This is a genomic window from Nostoc sp. DedVER02 (genome assembly GCF_034530675.2).
Classification (GTDB): Bacteria; Cyanobacteriota; Cyanobacteriia; order Cyanobacteriales; family Nostocaceae; genus Nostoc.
The window spans coordinates 78,883-96,161 of the sequence record NZ_JAVRCP020000025.1; the positions used below are offsets into that span (position 1 = coordinate 78,883).

Below are 17,279 nucleotides of genomic sequence, written 5' to 3' on the forward strand. Positions count from 1 at the left end.
GTGAGCCAAAAGTAAGAAATTATGAGTGGATAGTTAGGAATGATAATTCCCAACTTGTGTACAGACGCTATTAATCGTGTCTCCCATATACAGACGCGATTAATCGCGTCTCTACTCCTATCTCTTAACTCCTAACTCCTAACTATTTTTTCGGGGTAGCTTTAGCGGCGGCGGCGGCTATTTCTTCTGGACTAAGTGGCATCAATACCTGTAATTGGAATGATGTATTAATAGCTGCTGGCCCAACCTGTACTGGTGTTTTGTCTAACGGGGATCTTGACACTACTGGGGCTAAACTTGCTTGATAATCTTTAACTATTAACAAAGGCTGTAACCGCTCAATGTTACGAATTATCGATTGTGTTTGCTCATAAGTTCCCGTAATTTCGGCATTGATAATGCTGCGTTGCAGCTTGCCGTCAACTAGTAGTCCTAGACTTCCATCAGTAATCGGTTCTGGTTTTGGGGAAGCTGGTATAAATTTATTCAGTTTGGCTCTGACTGCATTAACAGAAGTTGCAGTATTGCCAGACTCAACTAAGCGGTTCAAATCTAACAGCAATGTATCCAAGGTTTTTGCGTTAGCAAATAAACCTAAAACCTGAACTTTTTGCTGTTTTGCCTGCGCTAGTTCATCTTTAACTTTGTCAACCTGTTTGATATTGGCTTTTTTTTGCTCAATTTGCCCTTGCAGTTCAGAGCTTTTTGCTTGCTGCTGCTGATAGCTTTCCCAAGCTGGCATTAGCAGGTTTAACAGAATATAACCTGCTGCCCCTAAACCAATTACCCCTACTAAGATTCCAATGATTTTTGGTGTAAAGGCAATACCAAAAACCACGGGGTGGGCTGGCGTTTCCGAATCGAATTCCCCACCATGTTCGGCAAAATTTAAATCATCACTCAGCGTCATTTTGAAATGACTCCTGTTTGTTGCATATTACGAATTCGAGTCACTAGCCCCACTGTGCCTTTTTTTTCCAACTCTCGGATTAATTCTGAAGCTGGAACATCACTCATACTCGATTGAATAGTGTATTGAACTACTTGGGGGGGCTTAATTATCACACCATTAGTAGGTTGACCTGTACCTGGTGGTAAGGGAGCATCTACTAATGTTGCCGTTACAATCCTGCTTTCTGTGGGTTTCAAGAACTGAGACTGTTGTAAACTTAATAAGAAATCATTGACATCGTTAAAAGAACGAGCCAATCCGGTAATTTCTAATCCTCCGGCGGGATTGTTTGGCGGCTGCCCTGCTACTGCTGCAATGGGTGGGGTTTGCTTGATAGTATTGATTTGGACTGCCGTTGGGATGCGATCGCGCAAGTCTTGCAGCATTGCTGACCAAGGTCGAATCTGGTCAAATACAGTGACTAGAGCTTGAGTTTCCCCTTTGATTGCGCTTGTCTCGGCTTTGATTTTGTTCAGATTTCCGATCTCTGTATCTAATCTTTTACTTTCTTGGTCTAGTTGTGCTATCTGAGTATCTAATTCAACAATCTTCCCTTGCAACAACCACCAAGCAACCCCCAATAAAGCTGGAAGACCTACACCTAGTGCAACTCCTATATACACTGGTGTTAAGTTCCCCGTAGGCAGGCTTAGGGATATTCCTCCTTTTTTCTCAGGTTTTTTCTGATATGCTGGGCGATCTTTAAGGAAATTAACATCTAGGCTATACATTTTATTACACCTCCCGCATTCCTAGACCAAGTACGATCGCCAAGCCAGAGCGTTGCACCTGTGGATATTTATCAGTGTCAACTTCCAAGGACAAAGACCCGATTGGATCTATTTGGGTAGTTGGCAAGCTCAATCGTTGGGTAAAGAATTCATCTAGTTGTTGGAGTCCACCTCCTGGGCCAGCTAATATAATCTGCGCTACTTCCAAATTTTCACTTTGATTGAGGTAAAAATCGATGGAACGGCGCAGTTCATCTGTTAGTTCTCCCAAAACTCTCAATATGGCTGCCATACCAGGATCGAGTTCGGTGACACCGGTTTTTCCGCCGTCTAAGGGAGCCGGGGGAATAATCATTCCATATAACAGTTCCATATCTCGTGATGTGGGTAAACTCATTGCCCTTGCTAAGGCAGTTTGCATTTGAGAAGTCCCGATTGGGACTGTGCGCGAAAATTGTGGCACTCCGTTAACGATGATGGCAATTTCTGTACTGTCGAACTCTATATCGACTAGTACTGCTGCTTCTTGCGGCCCAAATTGTCGCAGTTGCTCACGGATAGTCCGAATGAGAGCAAAACTGTTAATTTCTAAAACATCAATTTGTAATCCTGCCTGCTCAAATGTACTGATATAGGTATCCGTGATCTCCTTACGGGTGGCAACTAGGAGTACATGGACTTTTTCAATGCCATCTTCATCTACAAAGTACCCAAGTTTCTGATAATCTACATCAGCCTCTTCACGAGGATAGGGTAAATATAAACCTGCTTCATGGTTGAGTACCATTTCTCGCAGTTCTTTGTCATCTAACTCGGCTGGTACTGGTATGATCCGAACGATAGAATCTCGCCCTGGTACACCAGTAGCAACACGAGAAGTTTTGATTTTGCTTTCAGCTAGCGCCTGTTGGATTAATTGCGCCATTGCTGCGGGGTCGGTAATTTGACCATCGGTAACTACGCCTTCTGGAACAGCTACCGATGTAAAGGTTTCTAGTTTCAAGCCTTGACGCTGCTTGCGTAGCTGAACTACATTTACCCTTTCTGAAGCAAGTTCAATGCCAACCCCTTTATTCGATTTGCCAAACAGACTATTGAAGCTTTTTACCACAGTTGTGCCCGCTGGACTGCTAAATTGAAAATTTAAATGATACTAAAAACGGACTTGGTGCTAAGTAATTTATTTAGCCTATAATCTCGACAATTCTGATCTAAGCTTTTCATACTGAGCAAGCGTAAAATTACTGGGAAAATGATTCAATTGCGAAAATTTAAACAACTTGTTGCTTTCGGGCTGCTTGGCTTATTAACCAGTTGGATTGTAAGTTGCAGCACAGGTAATGTTAGTACAAATACAAAACAAGCTAATTCAGGAACAGCAACTATTGAGTTTTGGACAATGCAACTCCAACCTCAATTTACGGACTACTTCAAAAATTTAATTGCAAATTTTGAATCGCAAAATCCAGGTATAAAGATTAACTGGAACGATGTACCTTGGGCGGCTATGGAGAACAAAATTTTAACAGCCGTCTCAGCAAAAACGCCACCTGATGTAGTTAACCTTAATCCGGGTTTTGCTTCCCAACTTGCGGGGCGAAATGCCTGGTTAGATTTAGATGCGAAAGTGTCAAAAGATGTCCGTTCCTCCTATCTACCGAATATTTGGGAATCTTCTACGCTTAATGGCAAGAGTTTTGGGATTCCCTGGTATCTCACCACACGGCTAACCATTTATAACACTGATTTATTAAAACAGGCAGGTATCAATAAAGTCCCTGCAACCTACGCAGAATTGGCACAAGTAGCACAACAAATTAAAGATAAAACTGGCAAATATGCTTTTTTTGTGACGTTTGTACCCCAAGATTCTGGTGAAGTGCTGGAATCTTTCGTACAAATGGGAGTCACCCTAATAGATGGTGATGGGAAAGCGGCGTTTAATTCAGCACCAGGGAAAGCAGCTTTTCAGTACTGGGTAGATTTGTATAAAAAAGGGTTGCTTCCAAAAGAGGCTTTGACGCAAGGACATCGCCATGCGATCGATTTATACCAATCTGGAGAGACTGTGTTTCTAGCTTCAGGGCCAGAGTTTCTGAAAACGATCGCTAATAATGCCCCGAAAATCGCTCAAGCTACGGGAATTGCACCTCAACTCACTGGTGACACAGGTAAGAAAAATGTCGCCGTGATGAATATAGTTATTCCCCGTGACACTAAACAACCAGATGGCGCAGTGAAGTTTGCGTTATTTGTCACCAATGACGAAAATCAGTTAGCGTTTGCGAAAGCTGCAAATGTCTTACCTTCTACAGTCAAGGCATTATCTGATAGTTACTTTACAAATGTTCCTGCTAATGCTCCAACAATAGAAAAAGCGCGAGTGATGAGTGCTAAAGAACTAAAACAGGCAGAAATATTAACCCCTAATTTGAAGGATTTCAACAAACTGCAAAAAGCAATTTACGAGAATTTACAAGCAGCAATGTTAGACCAAAAGACTGTAGATAAAGCTGTAGAAGATGCGGCGCAAGAGTGGAACAATAGATAAATTTGGGCATGGGACATAGGGAATAGGGCATTGGCAAAGAGGAGGCAGTTCTTGCAGAAAGCAGAAGTTCCTTAACTTTGAATTATTAATCCCAATTCCCAATTCCCAATTCCCTATTCTCTATTCCCTACTCCCCATTTGTAAAAAATCGCCTACTAGATAAAGGGAACCACATAAAACTATTAAATTGTCTGTGGTGGTTGAGGTTGCGGCTTCTAGTGCTGTAAATAAATCTGGATGGATTTGGCGATCGCTTAATTTGGGACAGAGGCTATAAGCTAGGCTTGCTAGGGAATCTAGATCGGCGGAAGTTCTACCCGGCCAAGATTCTACTGGTATTGGTACTAAAAAAAGGCGATCGCCTGGGCGCAGCAGGGCGGCAAAAATATCAGCATGATCCTTATCGGCAAACATTCCCATAACCCAAGTGACGGGTTTGGAATTAACTGCATCTAAGCTATCGACATAGTGGCGAAGAACTTGGGCAGCAGCGGTATTATGAGCGCCATCAAGTAATATTTTATGGTTGTTCCAAGTAGTCCATTGCATTCGCCCTGGCCATTGGGTTTTTGCCATGCCGTTAATTATGGCTTCTTCAGAAATCTGCCAACCTTGTTGTTGGAGAATTTCTAAAGCTGCTATTGCCAAAGCTGAATTTGCTAATTGAATTTGTCCTGCTAATGGCAGAGGATATTTAATTAATTGGGAATTTTGAAATGTTTGATATTCTGCCCATCCTGTAGTGATTTGACGGGCGGGTTGAGGCGTAAAAATTGGGCATCTTAATTCTAAAGCACGCGATCGCACAACTTCTTCTGCATCCTGTGGCAATTGCCCAACCACAACGGGACATCCAGGTTTGAGAATACCTGCTTTTTCTCTAGCAATGTCCGCAACGGTAGGGCCAAGTTGCTGCCAATGTTCCCGACTAATGGAAGTGATGATCGTAACTAAGGGTTCCAAGCAGACATTTGTCGCATCTAAGCGCCCTCCTAGTCCGACTTCTACCACAGCTACATCAACTTGCTGCTGGGCAAAATATAACCAAGCAGCTGCGGTAATTACTTCAAATTGAGTTGCGGCTTCGTCATCAGGGCGAATTACCCCTTGGACTTTTTCTAATAATTGGTTCAATTCCTCAGAGGAAATTGGCTGTTCATTCAAACAAATACGTTCTGTCCAATCGACTAAATGCGGTGAAGTGTAGCGTCCTGTGCGATAACCAGCCTCAGTGAGTACGGAGGAAAGATAGGCACAGACTGAACCTTTGCCATTAGTACCAGCAACGTGAATTACTGGGACTTGCTGATGAGGATTGCCGAGATTTGCCAATAAGTTGACAATGCGATCGAGTCCCAGATGAACACCAAAGCGTTGAAGAGGTTGTATTACAGAATCAATATCCAAGGGAGGAGTGGGGGCAGGGGGCAGGGGGCAGGGGGCAGGGGGCAGGGGGCAGGGGGCAGGGGGCAGGGTGACAAGGAGAATAACTATATTCAATATTCAATATTCAATTCCCAATTCCCAATTCCCCATTCCCCATACCCAATTAATGAATTTAGGCTTCCCGATCCAAAAAGCCTTGAATTTGTCTTAAAGCCGCAGCGCCAATATTAAACACTGCCCAGCTAGCGGCAATGATAACTGGTGCTAAAACGATCGCTATACGGTAATCGATATCCATATTTAGAACCCCTCTCTTAAGTAGAAATTAAAGTTTTGTCAACTGCTCTCATTTTTATTTTTAGCTGAAGTGGGTAACTTTTCCCAACATATATGTAAAGAATGTTTAAATTATGGGAATTGGGAATTGGGAATTGGGAATTGGGAATTGGGAATTGGGAATTGGGAATTGGGAATTGGGAACTTGTACTGAGCATTCGCGTAGCGTCTCGTAGAGAAGCCGAAGTATTGGGAATTGGGAATTGGGGAAAGACTTACTGTAACTTCTCTTCTGCTCCCCCTGCCCCCTGCCCCCTGCCCCCTGCCCTCCCCAGTCCCCAGCCCCCAGTCCCTAATCCCTAATCCTTGCTAAAGCCGAGATCGGTACCTTTACCAGCATGAACTAAAGCTAACTTTTGATAACGTTTAGCGTGTTCAATTAGTTCTGCGGCTTCAGCCTCTGTTAATTGTCGTAACACTTTGCCTGGAATACCTACAACTAGTGACAAAGGCGGTATATTTTTAGTTACGACTGCGCCAGCACCGATAATGCTACCAGCACCTACTCGTACCCCGTCTAAAATCACCGCGCCAATGCCAATCAAACTTCCCCGCTCAATGTAAGCGGAATGTACCACAGCGCGATGACCTACGGTAACATGATCTTCTAAAATTGTCGGAGAACCAGGATCGCCATGTAGAATTGCACCATCTTGAATATTTGTGCATTCGCCAATTTCAATCCGTTCTACATCTGCCCTAACTACTGCTCCATACCAAATGCTCACCCCTGCTGCTATATTTACCGAACCCATAACAACAGCATTATCTGCGATGAAAGCAGCTTGAGAAAAATCAGGAGATGTCCAGTAAGAAGCGGTAGACACGATAGAATATGAATATGGTACACAGGAACACTGGAGAAACTCCAACCTTTGAGGCTGGTTGCACAACCAGAATATCATAGCCTCAAGCCTCTACGCTGAGGAAAATGCTGGTAAACAATGTTACTGCCGCAACTCTGTGCTTGTGCAGCAGTCAACAAGTAACCCAAAGTAGTGGAGCCGAAGTGTATAATTCAATCCACTAGTGCTGGTGAAGACAAAATTATGTTTGTACGCACTTCATGATGAATCCAGGCTTTCAGTACCCGATGTTTGGGCCGGAAATACAGTGTCCCCATTGTCGCCAGACTATTCCGGCGCTGACATTAACAGATACCTATTTGTGTCCGCGTCATGGCGCTTTTGAAGCTAATCCTGAAAATGGAGAGTTAATCCATTTGCAATCAGGCCGTCATTGGCGGAGGTGGAATAATGAATGGTATAGGCAGCATACTCATCCCGATGGTATTCGGTTTGAAATTCACGAAGCATTAGATAAGCTCTATACCCAAGGTTATCGAGCTACAAAAGTGATTATTGCTCGCCGTTATCAGGAATTGATGAGTGGCTATTTAGAACGCAGTACACCTTGGCGTTCTGGACAACCGGAAGCTACAGCTGCTCGTTTGTATGGCTTACCCGTGGAGTTTAGCCCCGATACCTCAGAAGATCCCTGCTGGGAAGTGATTAATTTTGACTTGGAAAAAGAGCCTGGTGTCCCTGTACGCTACCCTTATTTCAGGTTGTTTGAATAATGGTCATTTGTCATTAGTCATTTGTCATTGGTCATTTGTCGTTAGTGAATAACAAAGGACAAAGTGCAAAGTTACGATCGGAGGTTTTCTCGGATCGTAACTTTAATTAAGAGAGGACGACTGACAAAGGACAAAGGACAAAGGACAAATTATGCACCACGCTTCTATTCGGACTGCGAATATTCATCGAGCGATCGCCTTTTACGAACATTTAGGGTTTACAATTTCGGAACGCTTTACTACCGGTTATACGTTAGCTTGCTGGATGGAAGGATTGGGTGGCAGAATTGAACTGATCCAAATCCCTGAACCAAAGCCAGCCCCAGATGCTTTTGCTGATGAGCATTATGTGGGCTACTATCATCTTTCGTTCGATTTAACTGAAATTACACCAGATTTACCTACCTGGTTGACAAATTTACAAGAACGTGTGTTGCTAGCTGCTGAGAGTCAAACCGAAGAATTACAACCGTTGAAGGTACTTTTAGAGCCAACACAACAGCAGATAGGCGATCGCATTTACGAAGTCGCTTTCATCGCTGATACTGATGGTTTACCTCTGGAATTCATTCGGGTTTTAGCAAAATTGCCATAATCTAGCTTTTTTCTTGCTAATATATTCTTTTTCTGGATTGTTGCCGAGGTAACAGATTTTTTACCTCTGTCACTTACCGAAATAACTACATAACCTAAGTTACAGATATATTTGCTAAGTAAATGTATGGATTGTCTAGATTTTATAAATATTCCTTGCCGTTATTAATTTTAAGCTTATGGCTAGTAGCGGTTTTTTTGTTCAGCCATCAAACTGCTACTAGCCAAAATCCTTTCATATCTAATAAAGAAAAATATCAATCAACATTGCTAGTAAAAAGAATAATGCCCTCAACACTGACAGAAAATGTCCGTAAGACAGTGCTGGAAAATGGTTTAACTGTCCTAACAAAGGAAGTGCATACTGCGCCAGTGGTGACGGTGCAGGTGTGGTATAAGGTTGGCTCACGCAACGAAGAACCAGGCGTGAATGGCATTGCCCACCAGTTGGAACACCTGATGTTTAAAGGCACGAAAAATCGTCCGATTCAATTTGGCCGTTTGTTTAGTGCTTTAGGTAGTGATTCCAATGCTTTTACCAGCTATGACCAAACTGCATATTACGGTACTGTGGAACGAAACAAGCTAAAAGCGCTCTTAGTGCTAGAAGCAGACAGAATGCAAAATTCCCTGATTGAGCCAGAACAACTGGCAAGCGAAAAGCGAGTAGTAATTTCTGAGTTGCAAGGTTACGAAAATAGTCCAGAATATCGCCTTAATCGCGCCGTTATGCAGGTGGTGTTTCCTAATCATGCTTATGGTTTGCCCGTAGGTGGAACTAAAGCTGATGTCGAGAAATTTGAAGTTGAGCAAGTCGAGAAATATTACCGCAATTTTTACAGTCCTGATAATGCCGTCTTAGTGGTTGTTGGAGATTTTCAAACTGCAAATACCCTTGAAACAATTAAAGAAGTATTTGGCAAACTATCAAAGAGGCAGGGGAGAAATCAATTCAAAATTCAAAATTCAAAATTCAAAATTAAAGAATTCCCAATTCCCAATTCCCAATTCCCCACTCCCATAGTGTTGCGAGAACCGGGAGCAGGAAAACTATTACAAGTTGTGTATCCGCTACCAGATGCGAATCAACCAGATGTGCCGGCGCTGGATGTGATGGATTACATTTTTACAGAGGGACGGAATTCGAGACTTTATCAGGCATTGGTGGAATCAGGTTTAGCTAGTGAAGTTACAGCCTCCGTTGCCAGCTTGCGAGAATCTGGCTGGTACGAGGTATTGGTGACGGCTGGATCTAAAAAAGATTTGAAAAAAATTGACTCAGTGTTGAGTAGCGCGATCGCTAATGTAGCAGAAAAAGGCGTGACAACTGAGGAAGTAGAACGAGCCAAAACCCAATTAACAGCAGATGTGATTTTGAGTAACCGTGATATCACCTCTCAAGCAATGCGATTGGGCAATGATGAGACAACTGTTGGTGATTATCGCTACACAGAACGTTATTTGACTGCTGTTAGTCTGGTGAAGCCGACGGATATTATAGCTGTCATTAACAAATACCTCACAAAAGAATCCCGGATAGTAGGCTTTTTTGAACCAACTCAAAAGCAGATAACAGGGGTTAGTGACAAACCAGACTCAGCCCAAACTACCGAAAATTTTTCTCATGGCGTGCCTGTGCTTCCTTCTGAGGTGGCGAAATACTTACCGCCTGTGGATTTGGCTACAGATGCAATTGCTCAAGTATTACCACAAGAATATAAACTTACCAACGGACTGCGAATATTACTGTTACCCGATCGTAGTACGCCCACCGTTACTCTAAGCGGCTACATTCAAGCTGGGACAGAATTCGATCCAGAAGAACGAGCGGGATTGGCTGCTTTTGTGGCAGATAACTTACTAAATGGTACTAAGAGTAAAGATGTCTTAACTATTGCCAAAATCTTGGCAGAACGAGGGGCGAGTCTAAACTTTGAAGTACATCGTGAAGGGGTGCATATCGAGGGTGATAGTTTAGCGGGGGATTTGCCAGTAATTCTGGAAATATTGGCAGATGTTGTTAAAAATAGCACTTTTCCCGCACAAGAATTAGAATTGCATCGCCAACAAACTTTAACAGATTTGCAACTGGAATTAGATGAGCCATCAGAAGTAGCCAGAAGAATATTTGTGCAGTCAATTTACCCGAAAAAACATCCCTTACATACTTTCCCGACGGAGAAGAGTTTACAGCAGATTAAGCGTCAGGATGTGATTGATTTCAAAGCTAAACATTATCGTCCAGATACGACAGTGTTGGCGCTAGTGGGAGATTTTGATGTAGACAAAGTGCGATCGCTCATTGAAAATGAGTTTGGTAATTGGGAAGTTAGCGGCCAAGCACCCACATTGAAATATCCTCCGGTATCCATGCCGCAGAAAGTAGTGAGTGTCAATCCAGTTTTACCAGGTAAAGCTCAAGCTGTGACATATATGGGTTTCACAGGCATTAAGCGTTACGATTCTCGGTTTCACGCAGCCTTAGTATTGAACCAGATTTTGGGAGGCGATACCTTATCTAGTAGACTGGGTGCAGAAGTGCGCGATCGCCAAGGTTTGAGCTATGGAATTTATAGCTACTTCCAAGCTGGGAAGAATGTAGGCACATTTTTGATAGAAATGCAAACTAGTCCAGAAGATACTAATCAAGCGATCGCTAGTACCCGTCAAATACTACAGCAAATCCATCAACAAGGTGTCACCGCGCTGGAAGTAGAGACAGCTAAACGCACTTTCATCAGCAACTACAATGTTTCCCTAGCAAACCCAGAAGAATTAACAGATAGAATTCTGATGAATGAGGTCTACGGACTAGATAAAGTAGAATTGCACGCCTTTACTGACAAAATCCAGAAAGTCACCTTTGAGCAAGTTAATCAAGCTGCTCGTGAATTACTCTACCCAGATCAAATCGTAGTCGTTACTGCTGGGCCATCTGTGTTAGCAGAGAAAAGCATTAGGTAGAGATGGGCGCTGGGCATGGATAATATAAAGAATAGGTACGGTTTTTTCTGCTACCTATTAATTATTCCTGCTCATCAGCATTGCCTTTTGAAAACTAACAATGAAAATTTACAACCATTTATACCAAATTGTAATTACATCTATTACTTTTTCAAATACTATTAAGCTGCAAATATTACCTTTAAGCTACGTAATATTAACGTTGTTACTAAGCTTGAATTTAATCGTTGCGACTCCAGCAATGGCAGAAAATTTGTCTGGCGATTTGCTTAAGCAACCAGCTACAGAAATTACAATTAGCTTGGGTAATTCAGCTAACGAACTCAAATTTGAGCCAAATCATCTAGAATTTGAGGCTGGCAAACGCTACCAACTCCGCCTTACCAATCCCAGCCAACTGAAGCACTATTTTACTGCTAAAGACTTTGCTGATGGCATCTGGACACAAAAAGTCCAAGCAGGCAAAGTAGAAATTAAAGGAGCTATTCACGAACTGGAACTCAAACCAGGCGCTGAGGCAGAATGGGTATTTGTGCCCCTGAAATCTGGTACTTATAGCTTACGTTGTCCAATAGTGGGACATACAGAAGCAGGGATGACTGGAAAAATTGCCATTAAAAATTAAAAATTATTTGACTCAGTATTTAATAGCCGTCTAATGTTTCAATTAAAGATAATTGAGCTAAATGGTCAAAAAATAAGTTAGGGCGATTTTGCTTGAAGTCTAAAAAATCAGAAGTGGGTGAATATGTTATTCTGTATACATTAGCGACTAAACTGCAAGAATCCCGATCGGGGATTTCAATAACTCAAATTATAGATATTATTTCTCAAGTAATCTAGAGAAAGCATTCATACTTCATCGGCAAAGCCATCAGTAATTATTCATTTCCTATGAACATTTTCAGTAACTTACTTTCTCAAACAACTCAGCCTACAACATCAAAAAAAAAGGGACGAGGAATTGAAATTAAATCTTCGCGTGAAATTGAAATCATGCGACAATCATCAGCAATTGTGGCAACTGTCCTCAAAGAAATTTCTGAGCTAGTAAAGCCAGGAATGACAACGGCTGATTTAGACGCTCACGCAGAAAAACGCATCCGTGAAATGGGTGCGACACCGAGTTTTAAAGGATATCATGGTTTTCCTGGTTCTATCTGCTCCAGCATTAATAATGAAGCAGTACATGGCATTCCTAGCCCGAAGAAAGTGATTCGTGTGGGGGATGTATTAAAAGTAGATACAGGCGCTTATTACCAAGGTTTTCATGGTGATTCTTGTATTTCAATTGCTGTTGGTGAAGTGACAGAAGAAGCTGCTAAATTAATTCGCGTAGCAGAAGAAGCTTTATTTAAGGGCATTGAACAAGTAAAAGCTGGTGTATACTTACTTGACTTAGCTGGAGCAATTGAAGACCATGTGAAAGCTAATGGCTTTAGTATAGTCGAAGAATTCACTGGACACGGTGTTGGTCGTAACTTGCACGAAGAACCTTCAGTATTCAACTACCGTACCCGCGAGATGCCAAATGTTAAACTTCGTGCGGGGATGACGCTGGCAATTGAGCCAATTTTAAATGCGGGTTCTAGACACACCCGAACATTATCTGACCGTTGGACAGCAGTCACCGTGGATAATTCTTTGTCGGCTCAGTTTGAGCATACAGTTTTGGTGACAGAGACTGGTTATGAGATTTTGACTGACCGTTCTAAGGTGTAATTGTTAGTTGTAATTATTTGTTGTGAAAAGAGGTAAAGCGTCAAAAGAGGGCGATTTACCTCTTTATTTTTTTATCCAAGGTTAATGGAAGTTCTCTTTAAACTGAAATTTGGTTTGGGTTAAAGGTTTTTTCTTTCCCTTTAACCCAATACAGTTCAGATAAGACCAAAACACTTGTAGAAACGGCGATTTATCGCGTCTCAAAAACCCAAAATTTTTACCAGTAGTCCTTAACTGAACCGTATTGCCCTTTAACCGACAAGTATTGATTTTATTCCATACGGTTGGGTTAAGGCTAAAATCTTTTGTCAAAGTCAGTTTTTTAAAGAACTACAGAGGCGCAGAGAATACTGAGAGAAGAAAAAATGCTTAACTAAATAAACTGTATTGGATCTTATTCTGCCTTATACATTTAGGTAGTTTTATGCTGGACGATAAAATATATCAGGAATAAAGTAGTAAAAAACACCCGTATTTACTCAAAAATGGCAAGCTTTTTTGAATCTCTACCTCACCTTTCTTTTGCTGCATTTTATCTGTGGATTTCTACTCTAAATTTGTTACCAATAGCAAGCGCTGCAACTCCCAAAGGCGCTAACAGACAAGTGACTTGTCAAACCAAAAAACTAGGACATGAAGAAGCACTTTTTTTATATCTAAGAAAACCACAAGGAGAATTTGAAGATGGAGGTGCAATTAATTTATATGAAGATGCAAAGTTAAAAGTACTAGCTAAAGGCATTGAAAATTGGATTTACGTTAGCGTTATCGATGCAGATAGTTCTAAACAAAAAGGCTTAGAAGGTTGGATGAGTAGTAGCAGTCTAAAATGTCGTGGCAATGTAGCTCAGGTTAAGCCTGCACTCTGCGAAGTAACTGGATTGAAATCAGGGCAATTAGCTTTACGTGCCACACCTGGCGGAAAATCAACAGCAGGTTTAGATAATGGTAACAATATTACATTACTCAAGCCAGATATTGTATCACTTCAAGGTCGCCCAACACCTTGGGTTAATGTGCGTGTTACTAATAGCTTAAACAAGAGAATAGTAGGAAGAGAGGGGTGGATTAATTCTGAATATATAGATTGCTATAGCAATGAAAGTAATGATGCAATAAATTATCCGTAAAATAGCGGTGGTTTTTAAAGATGTATTTTATCTGAAGGAAAACCAACATATAACAATACTATCTGATTTGTGAAAATTCGTGGTGTAAAGCTACCCGAATTCTTAAAGAATTCGGGTAGCTAATTTAATTTAAAATTGCTATATTTGACTGATAGCAGCATAATTTTTTTTATAAATATTGAGCATTTCTTTAGCCTGTATAGAAACAGATGTCCTCTCTGGAATCGCTTCTAATAAATTGATTGCTTGCGCCCATTTATATTGTACTTGCTTCCGAATTAATAGCGAATGAGGTGAACCCTTGAGAAAAAGATTAGCTTCTATTGCTAGTTTTTGGGCTGATTCTAAGTTGGTTAGAGCCTTTTTTTCAACTAATACTCTTTGATTGATAAATTTATAGTTAATCTGATAGTAAGCCAATTTTTTCTTTGCTCGATCAGAAATTGATGTTTCATTAGGAATACTATCTAACAAGATTATTGCTTGATGCCATTTGTTTTCTGCTTGTTGCCAAACTTTTAGGGGATGCGGTGGAGTTTGAACCAGAGAAGCAGCCTCCATACCGAATTTTTGAGCAGATTTAAACTTAGCTAACGCAATTCCTTCTTGAGTTAAATTCATCTGCTGCAATTTTGGACTTTGTTCTTTAAGTTTCCAACTACCAAAACCTAAAATTAATAAACTTGTGCCTATAATCAAAGCTGAACGTACTATTTTTGGTGTCGAAAAGCTTGGTAATTTCTCTACATGCTGCCTAATAGTTAGTTTGTTTCTACTTTCGTCTTCAATCTTTTTTAGGGCTTGTTCTGCTTGTTGCCTTAAAGTGTCACACTGAATAATTAAAGCAGCAATTTGTTCTTTAAAATAATCACAATCATTAAGAATATCCGTTAATTCTTTAAATTTACCATTACTTGATATAATTAATTCGTGGTCATCGTCTAACCATTCTAAGGTGAAACAAGATTTACCAAAGAAAGCAGACACACCTAATAAAATATCTAATAAACTACGACTATTTTTAATAGTATCAAAAATGGAATCTAATTTTTGCTCTAATTCTAGCAATTCCTTTTGAGAAATAATAATTTTTTTAATTTGATTGTTTAAAATATTAGAATTTCCAAAGACTAAGTTAATTTTTAAAGTTTCAACAATTACCTGAAATTGGGCGGACAAGCTGAGATAATTAATATCAAAATTTAGTTGATTGACTAAACGATCGTCACTGAGAATATCAGTAGCTATTGCTTGCAAAAAATAACCCCATTCAATCCAACTATCGATTTTGGATTGTAAATCAGTTAATGAAATTTGAGATTTTGAGTTGCCGAACTTTTCTGCGATCGCTGGATCTACTAATCCAACACTAGCTACAGTAATTATTCGAGGAAGTGTAGCGATCGCAGAATTTTTGGCACGGTCAAATTTCAATTCCTGAGCAACTAATTTTTTGATATTACGTAGTTGTTCCTGAGCGCTATTGATCAGGATAATTTGCTCCATGATTTCATTAGAATCGCCAATAGTCAGTTTGAGGCTCTGAATTAGTGCTGGCAATTCACTAACAAGTACTTCTAGGTTAGACATAAATACCCCTTGGGGATTTGTCGAAAGTTTATGCGAAACAATTAAAATGGCTTGAGTAAGAACATAACCATATCTGTTGCATCTGAGCATCCTAGTTAAATAACAAATCTTAGGAGCTATAAAATGTATAATTCCCTTAAATCCTGCTAAAGTAACAATTTCAGTTTAAAAATCCCAAAATAAAGACAAAATTACCCATTCACTAACTTATGAATGAAGTCGATTTAGCATTTACTCCTGCGCTAGAGTTGGCGCAATTAATTCATCGCCGGGAAATCTCACCGCTAGAGGTAGTAGAAATATATTTAAAGCGGATTGAGGAGTTGAATCCGCAATTAGGAAGTTATTTTACGGTGACGGCAGAACTAGCGATCGCAGATGCCAAAGCCAAAACAGAATTATTGACAACTACTTCAGAATTACCGCCATTTTTTGGTGTGCCAATTTCCATTAAAGACCTCAACGCTGTAGCCGGTGTTACCTGTACTTATGGAAATCCAGCATTACTTAACAATATCCCTAATTATGATGATGGGGTTGTAACCAGAATTAAACAAGCTGGGTTTACTATTCTGGGTAAAACTGCCACTTCCGAATTAGGTTCATTGCCATACAGTGAACCTACGGGTTTTCCTCCAGCCAGAAATCCGTGGAATTTAGAATATACTCCTGGTGGTTCCAGTGGCGGCGCGGCGGCGGCGGTAGCAGCAGGGTTGTGTGCGATCGCTCAAGGTTCTGATGGCGGCGGTTCAATTCGTGGCCCTGCGGCTTGTTGTGGTTTGGTGGGACTCAAACCATCCAGGGGCAGGGTTAGTAAAGCACCTGTGGGCGAACGCCTCGCGGGAATTGCCGTCAACGGCCCCATCGCCCGCACTGTTGCTGATGCTGCTGCCCTTTTGGATACTATCAGTGGCTATGTCACAGGCGATCCTTACTGGTTGCCCGATCCTGAACCATCATTTCTCGCCGCAACTGGGACAAAATTGGGTGCTTTGCGAATTGCCTTTGATACTAATATTTTTCCTTTGGGAGAAGCTGATGCCAACTGTCAGCAAGGTGTCCATAAAACAGTGGAGTTATTAGAACAACTCGGCCACCACGTTGAACAGAAATCCCCAGATTTTAGCGGTTTAGTTGAACCATTTCAAATCGTTTGGCAAGCTGGAGTAGCTGCGGCGGGACTTCCTGTTGAAGCCTTGCAACCATTAAATCGCTGGCTATTTGCACGCACAGGTTCTGTGGCTGAGTACCTCAAAGCAGTTTCTCAAATGCAGATTGTGGCACGGCAGATTGTGGCGTTTTTTGATACCGTGGATGTCCTGGTATTACCAGTTTATCTGCATTCACCTATCCGCGTTGGAGAATGGGCTTCGCTGAGTCCAGAAGAGACATTTCAAAATATAGTTGAGTGGGTTGCCCCTTGTCCGCCTGCCAATGCAACTGGACAACCTGCGATCGCAATTCCTGTAGGCTTTGATAGTAAGGGTTTACCCATCAGTGTGCAGCTAATTGGTAAACCTGCGGCTGAAGCTACACTCATCAGCCTAGCAGCACAATTAGAAGCGGCTAACCCTTGGATTCATCATCGTCCAGCCTTTGCAATATAGGGCTAAGTAAGTGGATCAAATTAAATACCTCACCCTGTCTCCGGCTTCCCTCTCCGATAATTTGGCTACGGTGTACACACAAATCTCTTGCATCTGCACGTTTGTTGCATCGCTCTGCATCTTTGTTGCATTGCCCT

General features: G+C 41.3%; 15 protein-coding genes. 8 read left to right on the forward strand and 7 right to left on the reverse strand.

Annotated elements, in window-relative coordinates:
• Positions 1-142 precede the first annotated feature (142 nt).
• Genes RMZ41_RS22410 through RMZ41_RS22420 form a run of 3 tightly spaced genes read right to left on the reverse strand, consistent with a single transcriptional unit; the run spans position 143 to position 2,794 of the window.
• Positions 143-910, reverse strand: a complete 768-nt coding sequence (locus RMZ41_RS22410) for a pilus assembly protein PilO (RefSeq protein ID WP_322645146.1) — start codon at positions 908-910, stop codon at positions 143-145.
• The gene (locus RMZ41_RS22415; protein WP_322645145.1) at positions 907-1,683 is read right to left on the reverse strand and encodes a PilN domain-containing protein; all 777 of its coding nucleotides are present in this window, start codon (positions 1,681-1,683) and stop codon (positions 907-909) included. Before RMZ41_RS22415 ends, RMZ41_RS22410 begins: the two co-directional genes overlap by 4 nt.
• Before the next feature lie 4 nt (positions 1,684-1,687).
• Positions 1,688-2,794 (reverse strand): type IV pilus biogenesis protein PilM, encoded by a 1,107-nt coding sequence (locus tag RMZ41_RS22420; RefSeq protein ID WP_322645144.1) that lies wholly within the window; start codon positions 2,792-2,794, stop codon positions 1,688-1,690.
• Positions 2,795-2,935: 141 nt separating this feature from the next.
• Here RMZ41_RS22420 and RMZ41_RS22425 point away from each other — a divergent pair, with 141 nt between their 5' ends.
• A complete protein-coding gene (locus tag RMZ41_RS22425; protein WP_322645143.1) occupies positions 2,936-4,234 on the forward strand; it encodes a sugar ABC transporter substrate-binding protein in 1,299 nt (432 codons plus the stop codon).
• Positions 4,235-4,354: 120 nt separating this feature from the next.
• Here RMZ41_RS22425 and RMZ41_RS22430 read toward each other — a convergent pair whose 3' ends face one another.
• From RMZ41_RS22430 to RMZ41_RS22440, 3 genes are all read right to left on the reverse strand, one after another.
• Complete coding sequence (locus RMZ41_RS22430) at positions 4,355-5,641, reverse strand: folylpolyglutamate synthase/dihydrofolate synthase family protein (protein WP_322645192.1); 1,287 nt, start codon at positions 5,639-5,641, stop codon at positions 4,355-4,357.
• A gap of 151 nt (positions 5,642-5,792) precedes the next feature.
• A complete protein-coding gene (locus RMZ41_RS22435; protein WP_174708224.1) occupies positions 5,793-5,918 on the reverse strand; it encodes a photosystem II protein Y in 126 nt (41 codons plus the stop codon).
• Between the two features lie 337 nt (positions 5,919-6,255).
• Entirely contained in the window at positions 6,256-6,783 is a 528-nt protein-coding gene (locus tag RMZ41_RS22440; protein ID WP_322645142.1) for a gamma carbonic anhydrase family protein, read from the reverse strand.
• A 239-nt stretch (positions 6,784-7,022) separates the two neighbouring features.
• Between RMZ41_RS22440 and RMZ41_RS22445 the strand changes: the two genes are divergently transcribed.
• The 6 genes from RMZ41_RS22445 to RMZ41_RS22470 all read left to right on the forward strand — a co-directional run bounded on the left by RMZ41_RS22445 (position 7,023) and on the right by RMZ41_RS22470 (position 13,945).
• The gene (locus RMZ41_RS22445; RefSeq protein WP_322645141.1) at positions 7,023-7,535 is read left to right on the forward strand and encodes a TIGR02652 family protein; all 513 of its coding nucleotides are present in this window, start codon (positions 7,023-7,025) and stop codon (positions 7,533-7,535) included.
• Between the two features lie 151 nt (positions 7,536-7,686).
• Positions 7,687-8,130 (forward strand): VOC family protein, encoded by a 444-nt coding sequence (locus RMZ41_RS22450; protein WP_322645140.1) that lies wholly within the window; start codon positions 7,687-7,689, stop codon positions 8,128-8,130.
• A gap of 122 nt (positions 8,131-8,252) precedes the next feature.
• A complete protein-coding gene (locus RMZ41_RS22455) occupies positions 8,253-11,093 on the forward strand; it encodes a pitrilysin family protein (protein WP_322645139.1) in 2,841 nt (946 codons plus the stop codon).
• 100 nt (positions 11,094-11,193) lie between these two features.
• Positions 11,194-11,718 (forward strand): cupredoxin domain-containing protein, encoded by a 525-nt coding sequence (locus RMZ41_RS22460; RefSeq protein ID WP_322645138.1) that lies wholly within the window; start codon positions 11,194-11,196, stop codon positions 11,716-11,718.
• A gap of 269 nt (positions 11,719-11,987) precedes the next feature.
• Complete coding sequence (gene map / locus RMZ41_RS22465; RefSeq protein ID WP_322645137.1) at positions 11,988-12,815, forward strand: type I methionyl aminopeptidase; 828 nt, start codon at positions 11,988-11,990, stop codon at positions 12,813-12,815.
• Between the two features lie 485 nt (positions 12,816-13,300).
• Positions 13,301-13,945, forward strand: coding sequence for a hypothetical protein (locus RMZ41_RS22470; protein ID WP_322645136.1), 645 nt, complete (start codon positions 13,301-13,303; stop codon positions 13,943-13,945).
• 138 nt (positions 13,946-14,083) lie between these two features.
• Here RMZ41_RS22470 and RMZ41_RS22475 read toward each other — a convergent pair whose 3' ends face one another.
• On the reverse strand, positions 14,084-15,535 hold the full coding sequence (locus tag RMZ41_RS22475) for a hypothetical protein (RefSeq protein WP_322645135.1): 1,452 nt from the start codon (positions 15,533-15,535) through the stop codon (positions 14,084-14,086).
• Between the two features lie 209 nt (positions 15,536-15,744).
• Here RMZ41_RS22475 and RMZ41_RS22480 point away from each other — a divergent pair, with 209 nt between their 5' ends.
• A complete protein-coding gene (locus tag RMZ41_RS22480) occupies positions 15,745-17,142 on the forward strand; it encodes an amidase (RefSeq protein WP_322645134.1) in 1,398 nt (465 codons plus the stop codon).
• Positions 17,143-17,279: the final 137 nt, after the last annotated feature.